The sequence below is a fragment of the Staphylococcus chromogenes genome (assembly GCF_029024625.1).
GTDB classification, from domain to species: domain Bacteria; phylum Bacillota; class Bacilli; order Staphylococcales; family Staphylococcaceae; genus Staphylococcus; species Staphylococcus chromogenes.
Window position 1 is genome coordinate 864,426 of sequence record NZ_CP118953.1, and the last position, 18,360, is coordinate 882,785.

The window sequence follows — 18,360 nt, forward strand, 5'->3', positions numbered from 1 at the left end:
TCACAATAAGATAGTAATTTTGAGAAAGTAGGTCCCATTTATGAAAAGAACCGACCGAATAAAAAAACAGTATACTGAACCTCCTTCTAATGAACCCTATTATAATACGTATTATCAACCTGTAGGGCATCCGCCAAGAAAACAACGGTCACGTAAAATATTTCGACTAGTCATTATGATTGCTATTATTATACTTGCATTGTTTATTGGAGGCATGTATATCTTATCGCAAAGAGCGAATGTCTCAGATTTATCGAGTATTGAACAAAAAGCAACGTATGTGGATGCTTCACAGATGCCAGATTATACGAAAGGGGCATTCATTGCTTTAGAGGATCGAAGGTTTTATAGTCACAATGGTGTAGATTATAGAGGGAGTTTAAGAGCGATATTCGCTTCACTCAAAGATCGTGATCGTCTTCAAGGAGGAAGTACGATTACCCAACAACTGGTGAAAAACTACTATTACGATAATCAACAAACCATTACTCGAAAACTAAAAGAAATGTTTGTTGCAAAACGCGTCGAGCAAGATTATGATAAAGAAAAAATATTAAGTTATTATATGAATAACATATATTTTGGAGACAATAACTATACGATAGAGTCTGCGGCTAATTATTATTTCGGGGCAACAACAAACAAAAATAACCAGAGTTTACCACAAATTACCGTATTACAAAGTGCCATGTTAGCTAGTAAAGTCAACGCACCTTCAGTATATGATGTTCACAACATGTCAGCTTCCTTCATCAACAGAACTAAAATGACGTTAGAAAAAATGAAGCAAGAAGGTTATATTAATGAAGGTCAGTATACTGAAGCATTACAACAACTTGGTGGATAAGGACAAAGTATGGCATAATATAGAAAAAGGAAACTGGGAGGAGTCGAATAGACCTTCCAGTTTTTTATGTGAGCGGGGTGAAAATATGCGTAAAATTACGAAAATAGAAGTTCAAAAAAATAATGCAACAAGATTCAATATTTACGTGGATGACCAATTTGAAACTGGTGTATCAGATGATACATTAGTGAAATTAAATTTAAAAAAAGGTGATGACATTTCATCTCAATTTTTAGAAGAAATTAAACAACAAGAATATCAACAACAAGCGATTCAGCAAGCTTTGAATTATCTGTCTTATCGAAAAAGAAGTAGTAAGGAAATTGAACGATATCTATCCAAACAAAATTTTCCTGAAGATGTGATTGCTAACGCGATTCATTTTTGTAAAGCACAGAATCTAATCAACCATGAAGATTACGCAGAAAGTTTGAAAAATACAATGATTCTTACCACTGATAAAGGGCCGGAAATATTCAAACAAAAATTAATTGAAGCAGGGATTGAAGCGCCTTTAATTCAAAAGTATGTCGCCCGTTACGAGGAAGAACAGCCTTTTGACGCAATATTAAAAGTTGCTACAAAACTAAAAGAGAAAAAGAAAGGTCCTTCGCAAAAAGTGCAACAAAAAGTCCATCAAGGATTGTTACAAAAAGGATACACCTCTGATAATATCCAAGCGGTATTATCGGAATTAGATTTTACTGAAGATGCAGCGGGGATTGACAATTTATTGCAACAGGATTTAGAGAAAGTCTATAATAAATATATCAAAAAGTATGAGGGCTATCAGCTTAAAATGAAAACAATAGAAGCATTGGCTCGAAAAGGTTATCAATATGATGCAATCCAAAGAAAATTAGAAGAAAGTGGTATTTTAAATGAGTCATAAACGATTAAGTGAGATGGAACGTCACGAAATATATCAAGAAATACAAAGCTACAAAGAAAAAATGCGCAAAGCTGAAATGAATGGCATTATGAATGAATATGATGTATATGCTAATAAAGTTGTTATTGCAGAAAGTTATTTGGTCAATCGAGAGGACATCAAAATCGGGGCCACATATACTTTAAACGATGGATCCAATGAGCATTTTAAAGTAAAACATTTAAAAGGTGTTTTTGCTTGGGGCTATCGAGAGGGTGTCAACCAAGAAGAAGGCATCCCATTATCACTATTACAATTATAAAGGGGTTTTAAGTCAATGGGGAGTGCAATTGTCCTAAAGATAATTAATGTGACACATTATTATCGTAATCAGAAAAAACAAAATATCTTAAAGCCTTTTAGCTATCAACCCGAAGACATCGAATTGAACAATATCACATTACATATTTATCAAGGTGAATCACTTGGCATTATTGGTGAAGAAAAATCTTCAAAATCATTAGTAGGAGAGATTTTAGCAGGAACAGTAAAACCTGATAAAGGTCGAATGGTTCGAACAGCATCAATGTTTTATGCAAATATGAACCAAAAAACGGTCGAAACGATGTCAGTCAAAGCCTACGTTGAAGATGTCATACGTTTATATGAATATGAAGTACCGGTACACAAAGTGGAGCAGATTATTAAATTTGCACATTTAGAATCCCAATCTCAAGAAATGATTCAAAGTTTAACGGATGCAGAATATGCACAGCTTTTATTCAGTCTAGCACGGGCTTCTCGAGCTGAAATTATTGTCTTCAGTCACATTCTGTCTTATCTGAATGAGGATTTTATGAATAAGGCGGTTGAGATGGCGCATGAATACATCGAACAAGGATTAACTTGGGTGACCATCGATAACGATTTAGCAAAAATACAAGCTGTGAGCAATTATCTAGCTTGGATTTCTCATGGTCAATTAAGACAGGAAGGGCCTCTAAAACGTGTGTTATCAGCATTTAAATCACATGAACAAGACCGAAATTCTCTTAAATCCGAAGAACAGCGTGCACATTTTGACGAAGATTGGAAGCGGAACCGTTCAAGAATGCCTGAACTGACTTATAATTTTAAAAGAATAGAACGGTATCATCATGCAGAACCTCCTGCATTTTTGGCACGCATATGGACTTGGTTGGCTGTTTTCTTTGTGGGGATTCTATTAGGCGCTGTTTTAATTTTTACAAATATGGGAGAATTACAAACTAAAAAAGTGACGACAGAAGACACGATTGCCAAAAATAATCAAGATCCTTATATCGAAAAATTAGCCTATGGTATCGTTGAGGAGAATTCAGCAAAACTGAATGCCAAAAACAAACAAAAATCTATCACTTTACCACGATATACTGTGGCGACGATTACAGGAGAAAACAAAACAAACTATCAAATTGTGGTAGATGGAGAAACGTATAGTGCCTCAAAATCACAATTTAAATATTTAAATCCTGCCGCATTATATCAAAATACGTCACGAGATCAGATTAAGCCTTTTATGAAATCGAATTACGTTGAGTCAATCGATTATTTTAATGGACAGATACACCTGCCTCATAAAAAAGTAAAGAACACATTAGTTCCAGAAAAAGAAAATCGATTTGTTGAACAAATTACGCAACAACCGATATCCATGTTGTATAACGATCGAAATCAATTGGTAGGATTTTCATTTCCAATGGTAAAAACAGAAACGTTTAAGAAAAAATTTAACCCTGATGGAAACTATTGGATTGGTAAATCTGAAGACGGCTACTTTATTGCAGATCTCCAAAATGAGCAATGGGTTTATATTAAATTGTAGGTGAAACTATGTTAGAACAATTGTTTATATTCTTTAAAAATGTTCCACGACACGTTCGTCACAGTCAATATCGCTTATTTCAACAAAAAAAGCAATTAACGCTCATGGTAGCGATTTTTCTCGCAATAATCTTATTGTTAAAAGTTCTTTTAACTGCAATGGCACTTCCTGAAATTACGCAAGCGACTATCCTGTATCGCTTAGCTGGTTTCTTCATTTTTGGAGTTATCTTCATTGCGATTTGGAACAACTATAAAAATTTCCCTCGGGATTATTATGTGACACGTCACTTTAATAGTAGTCCAATGTTGCATATATTAATTTCAAGTTGTATTTATAGTTTGGTGCTTTTGTTATTGATGACTGTTATAGGAATTGTCAAGCCCGTGAATGCGGACACTTTAATTGTAGGTGTATTATTTTATACATTTATGACATTTATATTTATAGCACTTTTATCCTACTTGTTAGGACTTATTCGTATCATTTATGCCAAATTAGATGTGATTTTTTACATTTTGGTGTTCATTGTCTTTTGTTTGTTACCTATTATTTTTATAAAAGGAACGATTCATGGTGGCTTATCACATTTCCTTATGCTTAATCCGGTGTACTATTTAGTCAATGGGTTTCAACAATCTGTAATTGTTGGCTCTCACGCTTTAAATCATCTTGGTTATCATTTTTATTTTATTTGTTGGATCGGTTTATTGACTGTACTCAATTTTGCGCTTAATGACTATGTTTCACAACTGAGACCAAATGAACACATTCAAACGCAAGTGCATGCAAAAACGGGGCTGGAACATAAAGATTACCAATAATTAGAAAGCCATCAAAATTTATCTAAGAATAAATTTTGATGGCTATTTTGATACAACTTAGTTCATAAAAATTGAGTTGGTAAAGCAGATTTTATAACTTTAGAGCGATGAATAATTATAGCAAATTTGATGGTTTCCTAAGCTGAGACTTCTGAGGCATCTAGCCGAAACCGAAATTCCATTTTAAGATTTTTTGCTGACTACAATAAAATAGTGGCAGTAGCTGACTGGATTACGTATGCGCTTTTCAAGCTTTACCCAACTTTAAATAAGGACCACCTATTCACGTATGTTCATAGGTGTACTGAAGACGTAACTCATTACATTCCTAACGTCTTCAAGCACCGGCAGGCATTACTACGAAATCAAATAGATTTCTGTAATGCACCAAGAAAAGCAAGGCTTTATGGAACAATCAAATAAATGAAATTAATTATGTCTCACCCCCGCTTTTTTATAATACATTAGTGTGCAAAGAGTTTTTTCATTAGTTTTTCTTCGGTGAAGACCCATCCAGTATAGGAGTGGATGACTTTCATATTTTCATCAAGGTGTGCGATGGCTACAAATTGATAGTGGTCATTTTTTAAATAACGCAAATCAATAAAACGTAACTCTGTAGTTTTATTATCAATATGTTCAATATGCCAACGATAAATAGATGAAAAATTCAAAAATGCACGTATGTTAGAATCATATTGTGCATATTGCATTACGACATCACTTGGGTAAGGTTGTCGTTCGACTTTATCGCTAAATACAATATTTCGACCATAACTTCGACCTACATAATCATGTTTTTCTGTTTGAATAGCGATGCGCCATTGGAAAAAGCGAATTGTAGGGGCTACAAACACTTTTATTGGTGTCCCTAGATGTTCAACTTGGTTTAACGCTTGTTTTTTCAGCCAACTCTGCATAATAAAACGTAAAATGTAATACATGATGAGTAGAATAAGGATAGGGCCAAAAACAATGTAAGGATGTACGCCTAAAGCCCATATAACAATACCAATCATCAAAATAAAAAAGATGATAGGGTCAAATGTGTTAATCACACTGAGTTGAATCCATTTGTTGGAAATAGGCCGTAGCGCTTGGGTGCCGTATGAATTGAAAATATCTACAAAGACATGTAAAAATACAGCCAACTGTGCCCATAACCATACATGAAAAGGATCGACATGGGTAAAAACACTAAACACAAGCAAAGTGAGTAGCAATGGCCAAAATAGTGTGAAAGGAATAGAATGTGTAATGCCTCTATGATTAGAAATATAAGTTGCATTATCTTTTAATTTTAAAACTGTATCAATGTCAGGAATTAACGAACCAGCAATTAGAACCGTTGCAGTTGCAGCAATGTTTTGCCCTAAGGCAGGGTCCGTTGTTGCAATGGCCGTTAACCCAACACCGATTGCGATATGCGTCGCAGTATCCATAAGCGTCACTCATTTCTTACTTATTTAAACATAGTATAATCTATATTTACACTGAACAAAAATAATCAACCACTTGAAGGAGAATTTTATGCATAATCCAGAGCGTTTTAAAAGTGATCTTATAAATTGGTTTGAAATCAATCAGCGCCAAATGCCTTGGCGTGAGACTTCGAATCCTTACTATATTTGGGTGAGCGAAGTAATGCTACAACAAACACAAGTGAATACAGTGAGAAGTTATTATTTAAAATTTATAGAACGCTTCCCGACAATTGAAGCTTTAGCAAATGCGAGCGATGATGATGTTTTAAAATATTGGGAGGGATTAGGCTATTATAGCCGAGCGCGCAATTTTCACACAGCCGCAAAAGAAGTGGCTCAAAATTATGGGGGACAAGTCCCTGTTCAGCCCGAAGTGTTTAAAACATTGAAAGGAGTGGGACCTTATACCCAAGCTGCTGTTATGAGTATTGCGTTTAACCATCCCTTGCCGACAGTCGATGGCAATGTTTTTAGAGTGTGGTCTCGACTCAACAATGATGATTCAGATATCGCATTACAAACGACAAGAACGAAATTTGAAGCGGCCTTAAGACCCTACGTAGAAACGGAAGCAGGGACTTTTAACCAAGCGATGATGGAGCTAGGGGCATTAATATGTACACCGAAAAACCCATTATGCTTATTTTGTCCTGTACAAACCCATTGTGAAAGTTATGGAAAAGGGACTGTGCTAGACTTACCTGTGAAAACAAAAAAGGTAAAAAGAAAAACAGAAACTTATAATGTCTATTTGATAGAAAATGAACATCAAGAATATGTTATTGAGCAAATAACAGCCAATTTGTTAACTCATATGTGGGAATTTCCAAAGCATCCGTCAGCAACAAGTTTGGATGAGTTAAAAGCAATTTATGGCGATACTTTTGAAGTGAATCATGAAAAAATAGACACGATGAAACAACAGTTTACACATGTCACATGGGTGTTAGAAGTCTATAGAGCAAGTGTAAATCTAGAAAAATTTAAATTGCCCTATGAAGATTCCGCATGGTTATCACCTAAAAACCGTGATCAATTTACTTTACCAGCGTCGATGAATAAAATTTATGAAAAGTATTGTAAGCGGAATGGTAAGTAGCATTTAAAGATTGTGATATAATGTGAAAGTGAGTTTGATAGAAGTGGGTGAGACAAGTGGTTAAATCATGTATTCCTAAAGAAGGCGACACAATAAAAATACAGTCTTATAAGCACGATGGCAATATCCATCGCGTTTGGTCTGAAACAACAATATTAAAAGGAACAGATCATGTCATTATTGGGGGCAATGATCACACATTGGTCACGGAAAGTGATGGCCGAACATGGATTACGCGTGAGCCAGCAATTGTCTATTTTCATGCGGAGTATTGGTTTAATGTCATTTGTATGTTCAGAGAAGACGGTGTGTACTACTATTGTAACTTGTCATCACCATTTGCTTGTGATGAAGAAGCCTTAAAATATATCGATTATGATCTAGATATTAAAGTGTATCCAAACGGCAAATATCATTTATTGGATGAGGATGAATATGAACAACATATGAATCAAATGAATTATCCTAAAGATATTGATGTTATTTTAAGAAGAAACGTTGATATTTTACAACAATGGATAGAACATAAAAAAGGTCCATTTGCGCCAGATTTTATCAAAGTTTGGCGAAACAGATTTCAAAAGCTGAGAAACAGTATTTAATTAAAATCTTCACCTTAGAATGCAACATAATAGAAACACTAAATATTACGAGTGAAATAGAAAAAGTCGGCATATCAATGTCTTCACTATCTCTATTTCACTCGTCTTATGTTTTGTGAAAGGGGATATGTGCGTGATAAGACGTTATTTAGAATTTGTAAAGCCATATAAATGGTTGATATTTGGGACAATCATTGTTGGAATATTAAAATTTGGTATTCCATTATTGATACCGTTATTAATTAAATATGTGATTGATGACGTCATTAATAACGGCGCATTAAGTATGTCAGACAAATATTCTCATTTGCTGTTTGCTATGGGGATTGCCGCATTTATATTTATCATTGTGCGTCCGCCTATTGAATTTTTAAGACAGTACATGGCGCAATGGACAAGTAATAAAATTCTTTATGATATTCGTAAAAAGTTATATAGTCATTTACAAGCTTTAAGTGCACGGTTTTATGCTAATAATAAAGCGGGTGAAGTGATTTCACGAGTCATTAATGATGTCGAGCAAACAAAAGATTTTATTATGACCGGTTTAATGAATATTTGGCTAGATTGTATTACGATTATTATCGCGTTATCCGTGATGTTTTTCTTAGATGTGAAACTGACTGTAGCAGCCATTGTCATTTTACCGTTTTATATTTTAACTGTTTACTTTTTCTTTGGACGTTTGCGTGCCTTAACCCGTCAACGTTCACAAAAGCTAGCGGAAACCCAAGGCTTTTTACATGAACGTGTAAATGGGATGTCCGTGATTAAAAGTTTTGCAATTGAAGAGAATGAAGCGAAAAATTTTGATAAACGTAATTCTAATTTTTTACAAAAAGCATTTAAACATACGCGATGGAATGCCTATTCATTTTCAGCAATTAATACAGTGACTGATATTGGGCCATTAATTGTAATTGGATTTGGCGCGTACCTCGCTATTTCAGGTTCTGTCACTGTCGGAACGTTAGCTGCGTTTGTCAGCTATTTAGAACAACTTTATGGACCTTTGCGTCGTCTCGTTTCCTCATTCACTACGTTGACGCAAAGTTTTGCCTCAATGGATCGTGTATTTCAATTATTTGATGAACCCTATGATATTAAAAATACTGAACAGGCAAAAGCGATACCGATACAACAAGGTAATATTGAAATTCGTCATGTTTCGTTTAAATACAATCAAAATGAGCGTGACATTTTAAAAGACATCAACTTAAATATTCATCACGGTGAAACAGTGGCATTTGTGGGTATGAGTGGTGGAGGTAAATCTACGTTAATTAGCTTGATACCACGATTTTATGATGTTACGAAAGGTGAAATATTAATTGATCAACATAATATTAAGGACTTTGAAACAGGAAGTTTACGTCGTCAAATTGGTTTAGTTCAGCAAGATAACATTTTATTTTCTGATACAGTAAAGGAAAATATTTTGTTAGGACGTCCCGATGCCTCAGATAGTGACGTTATTGAAGCGGCTAAAAAGGCTAATGCTCATGATTTTATTATGGCATTACCCCATGGCTATGATACGGAAGTTGGGGAACGTGGAGTCAAATTGTCAGGTGGACAAAAACAACGTCTCTCAATCGCACGTATTTTCCTAAACGATCCTCCAATTTTGATTTTAGATGAAGCAACGAGTGCACTTGATTTGGAAAGTGAAGCTATCATTCAAGAAGCATTGAATATTCTAAGTAAAGACCGAACAACTTTAATCGTCGCGCACCGTCTTTCTACAATAACGCATGCAGATAAAATTGTCGTCATCGAAAATGGGGAAATTGTTGAAATGGGTGCCCATCAAGAATTAATGGCACAACAAGGTGCTTATCAACGCCTTTACAATATCCAAAACTTATAAAATCCTAAAGAAACACGATACGTTTGAGAAAGGCCATTTCTCATGATGTATCGTGATTTTTATGTTTATATCTGAAAGTCATTTAAAAAGTAATTAAATGGAGTGAAAATATTTATATTTAGTGTGAACAAAGGGTATAGTTATTCAAAAAGGGGATATCTGTATGACATTTTTAACGATTTTGCAACTGATTGTTAACATCATCATTGTGGGTCTACTCATATTTGCACTCATTGCGATTATTGGGTTTTTAATATTTGACCGAAAACAGAAACAACATAGTGTTTTGCGAAATTATCCAGTATTGGCAAGAGTACGGTATTTCTTGGAAAGTATTGGACCTGAACTTCGACAATATTTATTTTTAAATGATAATGAAGATCAACCTTTTTCGAGAGATCAATATCAACATATTGTACTTGCGGGTAAATATAATGATCGCAAAACAAGTTTTGGATCTGAATTGAATTACGATGAAGGTTTTTTTCTCAATAATGCGATGTTTCCAACACAACTTTCTGAGCTTGCGCTAGATAACAAACACCTTATTTCGACTTTTGTATACGACATTCAAAGAGAATCACTATTTTCTAGAAAAGAACGCATCCAAGCTTCAGATATTGAACCTTACTTCTTACATCCGTCGCATTATATTAAGTTTGGAACGGATTTAAAACATCCGTATTATGCGAAGCGCTTAGTAGGTCAATCTGCTATGAGCTTTGGTGCACTAGGGAGTCACGCAATTACTGCACTTTCAAAAGGATTGGGTCATTCGGGAACATGGATGAATACGGGTGAAGGTGGATTGAGTACGTACCATCTAAAAGGGGACGCTGATATCATTTTTCAAATTGGCCCTGGATTATTTGGTGTACGTAATAAAGAAGGGGGCTTTAGTAAATCTGAGTTTTTGAAAAAAGCAGAAAATCCTAGAATAAAAATGTTTGAAATCAAACTTGCCCAAGGCGCTAAAACGCGTGGGGGTCATATTGAAGGGCATAAAGTTACTGAAGAAGTCGCGAAAATTAGAAATGTCACACCGTTTGAGACGATTAATTCACCTAACCGGTTCGAATTTATTGACCATCCTAAAGCTTTATTAGAATGGGTTAACGAATTAAGACAATTGAGTCAAAAACCAGTTGGCTTTAAAATTGTGGTGGGTAATCGGAATGAAGTGAATACGCTCGTTAAAACAATGGTAGAACTCAACCTCTTTCCAGACTTTATTACAGTGGACGGAGGAGAAGGAGGCACAGGAGCAACTTTTCAGGAACTACAAGATGGTGTGGGGTTACCTTTATTTACGGCACTGCCTATCGTGGATGGAATTTTAAAAGCAAATGGTGTCCGAGATAGAGTTAAAATATTTGCTTCGGGTAAACTCGTGACCCCTGATAAAATTGCTATTGCCCTTGCACTTGGTGCTGATTTAGTCAACGTTGCACGTGGAATGATGATTAGTGTGGGATGTATCATGAGCCGCCAATGTCATAAAAACACTTGTCCTGTGGGAGTGGCAACAACAGACCCTAAAAAGGAAAAGGCCCTCGTGATAGAAGAAAAAGAATATCGTGTCGCCAATTACGTCACTTCTTTACATGAAGGGTTATTTAATATTGCAGCGGCAGTCGGAGTCACAAGTCCTACTGAAATTGGCCCAGAACATGTCACATTGAAACACAAAAGAGGAGATATTCAAACGATACAGGATTATCAACTTAAATTAATTCAATAAATAAAAAAATACGGTGAGTGCTAAGAGAAATGGATTAAAATATCTATTCATCGCACTTACCGTATTTTTATCTTCAAATTATAAATCAAAGTCTTCTTTAATAATATCGATATCTGGATCGTTTGAATGATATTTAAAGTAGCTAATACGTAAACGATTCAAATGTTCAAGATTATATCGATATTCTTCTAAAGCGGCAATTATGTGTATCACATTTGTATTTATATCCGTTGAGTTTGTAGAATTTGATTTAAATTCTTCTTGATAGGCGGTTAATAAATCTTTTTTGAGGGGATTTGTGATACGACTTTGAAAATCTGGATTATCAAATTTTGCTTTTTTGGTGATACTTATTAGAATCTGCTCATGAAACTGTGATAATTCATCGACTTCTAATTTTATCTGTAGAAAGAGAGACTCACTTAAATTAAGCATGTCATTTTGATAACGATTCATGCGTTTAAGTACATCGTAGGCATCTCTTGTTGAGAGTACGATTTCTTTGAATAAAATTTTCTTACGAGTTTGTGCACGGGCATATTTTTTCGTTAATGAGCGTTCTTCTTTATAAAACTCAAACAATTGCTCTAGTTTTACAACGCGTTGGCGCAAACTCTCTAAATCTTGTTTGACGTAATTGAACTCGGTGACGTCATTAAGCACTAAGTTGAACCATTTAAAAATATCCGTCGTAATATTGAGTGAATTATAGTAAATTTTAGTTTCAAATTTTGGAGGTAAAAATGTCATATTCACTATGAATGAGCTCAAAACACCAATCATGACTAAGATAAAACGGTAAAACGCAGACCAATAAAATGAACCACTATGCTGTCCCATAATAATAAGTGCAGTAACAGTCGCTAATGTAGCCACATGCTCAATTTTCAATTTAAATAAAATCGCAATGAGTAATATCACCGTCGCCCCCATGATGATAATATTCTTACCAAAGATGGAGACCATAACGATAGCTAAAATAGCACCTATAACATTGCCTTGAAATTGATCGACGATGGTTTTTAAAGTACGATATACACTCGGCTGCATGGCGACTACAGCAGCAATTCCGGCAACAGTAATCATCCCTGCATCAGAAGGTAATAAGGAAGCGATAGAAATCGCAAGTATAATGGCGATTCCTGTTTTTAATATTCTCGCACCTAATTTCAAATAAAGCACTCCTTCATAAAATATATAGTTGAACCTTGAGAGTTTGAGAGCGAGTTATATTTATTCTAACACCGCAGTGTCTTTTTAAAAAAGTGTCTTTCACTTAGCTTACATTTAAATTTTAGGGCCAAGGCATTACTTTGCCTCAGCCCTTTGAAACGTAAGCTTTTTTTAATTGCTCTCGTTCTGATATATAGATATTATAATATTTTTGCTTTATTTGCTAGCTAATTGCTGAAATGCATAATCTGCAGCTTTCAATGTTTGGTCGATATCTTCTTCTGTATGTTCAGTTGTTAAGAACCACGCTTCATATTTTGAAGGAGCAAGGTTAATGCCTTGTTGTAACATCAATTTAAAGAATTTCGCAAATTGTTCTCCGTCTGATTGGTCAGCTTGGTCGTAATGCGTCACTTTTTCGTCGGTAAAATAGACCGTTAAGGCGCCACGCACGCGATTAATTGTAGCTTTAATTTGATATTTATCAATAGAAGCTTGGAGACCTTCTTCAAGACGTGCACCTAATTGATTTAATTTTTCATATACACCCTCTTTTTCTAAAACTTCTAATAAAGCAATACCTGCTTTCATAGAGAGGGGGTTACCTGCCATTGTTCCGGCTTGATAGGCAGGGCCTAACGGGGCAACTTGTTCCATAATATCCTGGCGTCCGCCATAACCACCAATAGGTAATCCGCCACCCACAATTTTACCAAAGGCAGTTAAATCAGGATATACGCCTAGTAAATCTTGAGCTGCACCATAATGGAAGCGGAAAGCAGTAATGACTTCATCATAAATCACTAAGCCACCGTATTCATGTGTAATTTCATTGACTGCTTCTAGAAAACCAGGTTGCGGTTCAACCATACCAAAGTTACCTACTATAGGTTCAACAAGCACACCTGCAACTTGGTCACCCCAGTGAGCCATCGCTTCTTTAAACGCATCAATATTATTAAAAGGTACAGTGATGACTTCTTGTGCTACACTTTTTGGAACTCCTGCAGAATCTGGTGAGCCAAGTTGTGAAGGGCCACTACCTGCAGCGACAAGGACTAAATCTGAATGCCCGTGATAACAGCCTGCAAATTTGATGATTTTATTTCTGTTCGTATAAGCACGTGCCACACGAATTGTTGTCATGACAGCTTCTGTTCCAGAATTAACAAAACGCATTTTTTCAAGAGATGGAATAGCTGCTCGCAGTTTTCGTGCGAATTCAATTTCAAGTTCAGTTGGTGTTCCAAATAATACGCCTAATGCGGCTTGTTCTTGAATGGCTTGAGTGATATGAGGATGTGCGTGCCCAGTAATAATAGGGCCATAAGCTTGTAAATAGTCGATATATTTATTCCCATCTACATCATATAAATAGGCTCCTTGCCCTTTTTTCATAACAACAGGTGCACCGCCACCCACTGCTTTGTAAGAACGTGATGGAGAATTCACGCCGCCTAAAATATATTCGTTAGATTGATTTTGCAAGTTTTCGCTTTTAGAAAAATTCATCTAATATCAGCCTCTTTTATTTAATATTTTCATCTCATATCGTATCATAAAATAAAAGAAATGAAGAAAGAGGGAGTCAAATGTTAACAAATGGCGATCAATTTCCGGATTTTAAATTAGAAAATCAAAATGGTGAAGTCATCACTAAATCTTCATTAAAAGGTCAAAAGGCCATTCTTTATTTTTATCCTAGAGATAACACTCCGACTTGTACAACTGAAGCTTGCGATTTTAGAGATCATCTTTCGTATTTTAATGATTTGGATGTAAAAGTCTATGGCATTAGCGGAGATTCAAAACGTAAACATCAAAATTTTATCGAAAAACATCAACTCAATTTTGATTTACTTGTAGATGAAGATTATCAACTTTCGAAAGCGACAGGGGTATATCAGCTGAAAAAGACATTTGGTAAAGAAACAATGGGCATCGTACGCACAACATTCATTATTGATGAAGAAGGTAAAGTGATGGATGTCATTGAAAAAGTCAAAGTGAAGTCGCAAATGGATCAACTAAAATCAATTCTTCAGGGGTGATGAGAATGCGTGTTGTAAGTTTAATGTGTTTAGGATATCAAGAACAACGCTTGCAAGAAACTTTTCCTAATGTTGATTTTGAATTTTATAAACATCCATCATATTTACCAGAGAGTTCCTTAAAAGAGATGGACATATTAATGACTTATCATAAAGAAGTGGATGCGTCATTTATTGATAAAGCGAAAAATTTAAAATGGTTAATGTGGTTTGCGACAGGTGTTAATACATTACCTTTTGATGCATTGCGTAAAAGAAATATTCAAGTTACAAATGCGAAAGGCGTTCATGCACAGCAACTGACTGAATTTCTATTTGCATATATCTTAGATGACTATAAAGAAATGAAGGAAACTTATGAAGAGCAATTATCCAAAATCTATAATCATAAAAGAACCACAGCATCGATAGCTGGGGAAACCATTTTATTTTTAGGAACAGGCGTCATTCCAAAACGCGCCGCTCAAATTGCACAAGTGTTTGGTATGAAAACACTTGGTTTAAACACAAATGGACACGCAGTTGAAGGCTTTGATGAAACGTATCCATTAAGTGAAAGAACAGGAATTTATGCTAAAGCAAATATTGTGGTTAATGTATTACCCGAAACTGAAGAGACAACATTCCTCTTACAAAAAAGTGATTTTGACAAAATGAATACACGAACACTTTTTATCAATATAGGAAGGGGAACAGTTGTAAAGGAAAATGTCCTTGTGCAAGCTTTAAAAGAAAAAAATATTCGTAAAGCCTATTTAGACGTTTATGAAAATGAGCCACTCACAGATGAGTCAGGTTTGTATGAACTAGACAATGTAGTGATGACGAGTCACATTACCGGAAATGCGCAATATAATAAAACTAAAGCCACAGATATCTTTATCAATAATTTACAGAGTGTTCTCAATAACGAAGGGCTAATTGAGAATGTTGTAGACTTAAATAAAGGATATTAACGAAATAATTGACATTAACAAATCACTCGCATTATATTAATATTAAGTAAGAATTATTATTAAGTAGAAAGACGGGTGAGACAAATGGCTGCAGAAATGGAAACTTATGAACATCAGTTGAATGATTCTATCGCTTCATTAAGAGAAGCCGGAGTTCGTATTACACCTCAAAGACAAGCAATTTTAAACTTTTTGATTCGTTCAAAATCACATCCAACTGCTGATGAAATTTATCAATCATTATCACCTGATTTTCCTAACATAAGTGTGGCAACAATTTATAATAACCTCAAAGTTTTTAAGAAAACGGGTATTGTAAAAGAGCTGACGTATGGGGATGCTTCTAGTCGTTTTGATTTTGACACGCAAAACCATTATCATGTGATCTGCGAAAAGTGCGGTAAAATTGTAGATTTCCATTATCCTTCCTTACATGAAATTGAACAGCTTGCGCAACACGTGACAGATTTTAATATTACGCATCATCGTATGGAAATATATGGAATATGTCGGGAATGTAAAGAAGCAGAAGATAAAACTTAATCATAGCTAAAGCATCTAGTTAACGTTTAAAATAACGACTAGGTGCTTTTTTAATATTGCATTAAGCACGTTAATATCGATAATCTTAAATCGCTATTCCACTTTTAGTGTGACATTTCCACTCTAGAGTGATTTTTAGCGAAATTTCTTTAGATTTTTTATTGACGTTTTAATGGACGATTGGTAAGATATAAAAGTCGTCAAGTTACGACGCGTTAACAACGTTAAAACACCTTTAAATTTTTGAACAAAATATTAAAAGTGTAAAATTAACGCTTGTAAGTTTCTGAATAACATTATAAAATATATAATGTTGAAACAACGAACCGAGCACAAATTAATTTAAAAACTTTAAAATTTTTCTTGACATGAAAAAGCATAACAAGTATAATTGATTATTGTAACGGTTTAAAAAAGAAACACTACGAACATTGAAAACTGAATGACAATATGTCAACGTTAATTCCAATAATTTTGAGTACGTAACGTACTTTCTAGAGTGATTGGCTGAACCAATCAACGAGCTATATCAAGCTTACTTCTTTTATGGAGAGTTTGATCCTGGCTCAGGATGAACGCTGGCGGCGTGCCTAATACATGCAAGTCGAGCGAACTGACGAGGAGCTTGCTCCTTTGACGTTAGCGGCGGACGGGTGAGTAACACGTGGGTAACCTACCTATAAGACTGGAATAACTCCGGGAAACCGGGGCTAATGCCGGATAACATATCGAACCGCATGGTTCGATAGTGAAAGACGGTTTTGCTGTCACTTATAGATGGACCCGCGCCGTATTAGCTAGTTGGTGAGGTAACGGCTCACCAAGGCAACGATACGTAGCCGACCTGAGAGGGTGATCGGCCACACTGGAACTGAGACACGGTCCAGACTCCTACGGGAGGCAGCAGTAGGGAATCTTCCGCAATGGGCGAAAGCCTGACGGAGCAACGCCGCGTGAGTGATGAAGGTCTTCGGATCGTAAAGCTCTGTTGTTAGGGAAGAACAAATGTGTAAGTAACTATGCACATCTTGACGGTACCTAACCAGAAAGCCACGGCTAACTACGTGCCAGCAGCCGCGGTAATACGTAGGTGGCAAGCGTTATCCGGAATTATTGGGCGTAAAGCGCGCGTAGGCGGTTTTTTAAGTCTGATGTGAAAGCCCACGGCTCAACCGTGGAGGGTCATTGGAAACTGGAAAACTTGAGTGCAGAAGAGGAAAGTGGAATTCCATGTGTAGCGGTGAAATGCGCAGAGATATGGAGGAACACCAGTGGCGAAGGCGGCTTTCTGGTCTGTAACTGACGCTGATGTGCGAAAGCGTGGGGATCAAACAGGATTAGATACCCTGGTAGTCCACGCCGTAAACGATGAGTGCTAAGTGTTAGGGGGTTTCCGCCCCTTAGTGCTGCAGCTAACGCATTAAGCACTCCGCCTGGGGAGTACGGTCGCAAGACTGAAACTCAAAGGAATTGACGGGGACCCGCACAAGCGGTGGAGCATGTGGTTTAATTCGAAGCAACGCGAAGAACCTTACCAAATCTTGACATCTTTTGACCACTCTAGAGATAGAGTTTTCCTCTTCGGAGGACAAAATGACAGGTGGTGCATGGTTGTCGTCAGCTCGTGTCGTGAGATGTTGGGTTAAGTCCCGCAACGAGCGCAACCCTTGAGCTTAGTTGCCATCATTAAGTTGGGCACTCTAAGTTGACTGCCGGTGACAAACCGGAGGAAGGTGGGGATGACGTCAAATCATCATGCCCCTTATGATTTGGGCTACACACGTGCTACAATGGACAATACAAAGGGCAGCGAAACCGCGAGGTCAAGCAAATCCCATAAAGTTGTTCTCAGTTCGGATTGTAGTCTGCAACTCGACTACATGAAGCTGGAATCGCTAGTAATCGTAGATCAGCATGCTACGGTGAATACGTTCCCGGGTCTTGTACACACCGCCCGTCACACCACGAGAGTTTGTAACACCCGAAGCCGGTGGAGTAACCATTTGGAGCTAGCCGTCGAAGGTGGGACAAATGATTGGGGTGAAGTCGTAACAAGGTAGCCGTATCGGAAGGTGCGGCTGGATCACCTCCTTTCTAAGGATAATATACGGAATATCGCTTTTAAGCGATAAGGAATAACGGAGACATATTGTATTCAGTTTTGAATGGTTGTTTAATAGGGGCCTATAGCTCAGCTGGTTAGAGCGCACGCCTGATAAGCGTGAGGTCGGTGGTTCGAGTCCACTTAGGCCCACCATTTAAATTTAATAGTTTTGGGGGCTTAGCTCAGCTGGGAGAGCGCCTGCTTTGCACGCAGGAGGTCAGCGGTTCGATCCCGCTAGTCTCCACCATTTAAATTGTACATTGAAAACTAGATAAGTAAGTATAGATTTTACCAAGCAAAACCGAGTGACAAGCGAAAAGCTTGAAACAAA

General features: G+C 36.4%; 15 protein-coding genes, 2 tRNA genes and 1 rRNA gene. 15 read left to right on the forward strand and 3 right to left on the reverse strand.

Annotated features, from left to right (window positions below; translation table 11 throughout):
* Positions 1-40: 40 nt before the first annotated feature.
* The 5 genes from sgtB (at position 41) to PYW36_RS04125 (ending at position 4,406) form a co-directional block, all read left to right on the forward strand.
* Positions 41-847: a monofunctional peptidoglycan glycosyltransferase SgtB gene (gene sgtB, locus PYW36_RS04105; RefSeq protein WP_037575806.1), complete on the forward strand. Its 807-nt coding sequence runs from the start codon at positions 41-43 to the stop codon at positions 845-847.
* A gap of 85 nt (positions 848-932) precedes the next feature.
* Positions 933-1,739 carry a recombination regulator RecX gene (gene recX, locus PYW36_RS04110; protein ID WP_103159016.1) on the forward strand — a complete coding sequence of 269 codons (807 nt, stop codon included), beginning with the start codon at positions 933-935 and terminating at the stop codon, positions 1,737-1,739.
* Positions 1,729-2,040 carry a YfhH family protein gene (locus tag PYW36_RS04115; protein ID WP_103159015.1) on the forward strand — a complete coding sequence of 104 codons (312 nt, stop codon included), beginning with the start codon at positions 1,729-1,731 and terminating at the stop codon, positions 2,038-2,040. Before recX ends, PYW36_RS04115 begins: the two co-directional genes overlap by 11 nt.
* 15 nt (positions 2,041-2,055) lie before the next feature.
* The gene (locus tag PYW36_RS04120) at positions 2,056-3,582 is read left to right on the forward strand and encodes an ABC transporter ATP-binding protein (protein WP_103159014.1); all 1,527 of its coding nucleotides are present in this window, start codon (positions 2,056-2,058) and stop codon (positions 3,580-3,582) included.
* Between the two features lie 8 nt (positions 3,583-3,590).
* Positions 3,591-4,406 (forward strand): teichoic acid translocation permease, encoded by an 816-nt coding sequence (locus tag PYW36_RS04125; protein ID WP_103159013.1) that lies wholly within the window; start codon positions 3,591-3,593, stop codon positions 4,404-4,406.
* Between the two features lie 464 nt (positions 4,407-4,870).
* On the opposite strand, the gene PYW36_RS04130 is transcribed toward PYW36_RS04125, so the two are convergent.
* The gene (locus PYW36_RS04130) at positions 4,871-5,848 is read right to left on the reverse strand and encodes a metal-dependent hydrolase (RefSeq protein ID WP_037575814.1); all 978 of its coding nucleotides are present in this window, start codon (positions 5,846-5,848) and stop codon (positions 4,871-4,873) included.
* Positions 5,849-5,936: 88 nt separating this feature from the next.
* On the opposite strand from PYW36_RS04130, the gene mutY reads away from it, so the two are divergent.
* From mutY to PYW36_RS04150, 4 genes are all read left to right on the forward strand, one after another.
* Positions 5,937-6,989, forward strand: a complete 1,053-nt coding sequence (gene mutY, locus PYW36_RS04135) for an A/G-specific adenine glycosylase (RefSeq protein ID WP_103159012.1) — start codon at positions 5,937-5,939, stop codon at positions 6,987-6,989.
* Positions 6,990-7,045: 56 nt separating this feature from the next.
* Positions 7,046-7,591, forward strand: coding sequence for a nucleoside tri-diphosphate phosphatase (gene ntdP / locus PYW36_RS04140; protein WP_037575819.1), 546 nt, complete (start codon positions 7,046-7,048; stop codon positions 7,589-7,591).
* A 133-nt stretch (positions 7,592-7,724) separates the two neighbouring features.
* Positions 7,725-9,461 carry an ABC transporter ATP-binding protein gene (locus tag PYW36_RS04145; protein WP_103159011.1) on the forward strand — a complete coding sequence of 579 codons (1,737 nt, stop codon included), beginning with the start codon at positions 7,725-7,727 and terminating at the stop codon, positions 9,459-9,461.
* A gap of 163 nt (positions 9,462-9,624) precedes the next feature.
* Positions 9,625-11,202: an FMN-binding glutamate synthase family protein gene (locus tag PYW36_RS04150; RefSeq protein ID WP_103159010.1), complete on the forward strand. Its 1,578-nt coding sequence runs from the start codon at positions 9,625-9,627 to the stop codon at positions 11,200-11,202.
* Positions 11,203-11,280: 78 nt separating this feature from the next.
* Here the strand turns inward: PYW36_RS04150 and PYW36_RS04155 are convergent, their stop codons facing one another.
* Both PYW36_RS04155 and PYW36_RS04160 read right to left on the reverse strand, forming a co-directional pair.
* Complete coding sequence (locus tag PYW36_RS04155) at positions 11,281-12,375, reverse strand: FUSC family protein (protein WP_037575825.1); 1,095 nt, start codon at positions 12,373-12,375, stop codon at positions 11,281-11,283.
* 216 nt (positions 12,376-12,591) lie between these two features.
* On the reverse strand, positions 12,592-13,887 hold the full coding sequence (locus tag PYW36_RS04160; protein ID WP_037575834.1) for a glutamate-1-semialdehyde 2,1-aminomutase: 1,296 nt from the start codon (positions 13,885-13,887) through the stop codon (positions 12,592-12,594).
* Positions 13,888-13,967: 80 nt separating this feature from the next.
* Here PYW36_RS04160 and bcp point away from each other — a divergent pair, with 80 nt between their 5' ends.
* The 6 genes from bcp (at position 13,968) to PYW36_RS04190 (ending at position 18,276) form a co-directional block, all read left to right on the forward strand.
* Positions 13,968-14,426 carry a thioredoxin-dependent thiol peroxidase gene (gene bcp, locus PYW36_RS04165; protein WP_037575837.1) on the forward strand — a complete coding sequence of 153 codons (459 nt, stop codon included), beginning with the start codon at positions 13,968-13,970 and terminating at the stop codon, positions 14,424-14,426.
* Positions 14,427-14,431: 5 nt separating this feature from the next.
* Entirely contained in the window at positions 14,432-15,382 is a 951-nt protein-coding gene (locus PYW36_RS04170; protein WP_103159009.1) for a phosphoglycerate dehydrogenase, read from the forward strand.
* A gap of 84 nt (positions 15,383-15,466) precedes the next feature.
* Positions 15,467-15,925: a peroxide-responsive transcriptional repressor PerR gene (gene perR / locus PYW36_RS04175; RefSeq protein WP_037575843.1), complete on the forward strand. Its 459-nt coding sequence runs from the start codon at positions 15,467-15,469 to the stop codon at positions 15,923-15,925.
* A 543-nt stretch (positions 15,926-16,468) separates the two neighbouring features.
* A 16S ribosomal RNA gene (locus PYW36_RS04180) occupies positions 16,469-18,019 on the forward strand.
* 86 nt (positions 18,020-18,105) lie between these two features.
* Positions 18,106-18,182: transfer RNA gene (locus PYW36_RS04185), tRNA-Ile, on the forward strand.
* 18 nt (positions 18,183-18,200) lie between these two features.
* Positions 18,201-18,276: transfer RNA gene (locus PYW36_RS04190), tRNA-Ala, on the forward strand.
* The last annotated feature ends 84 nt before the right edge of the window (positions 18,277-18,360 follow it).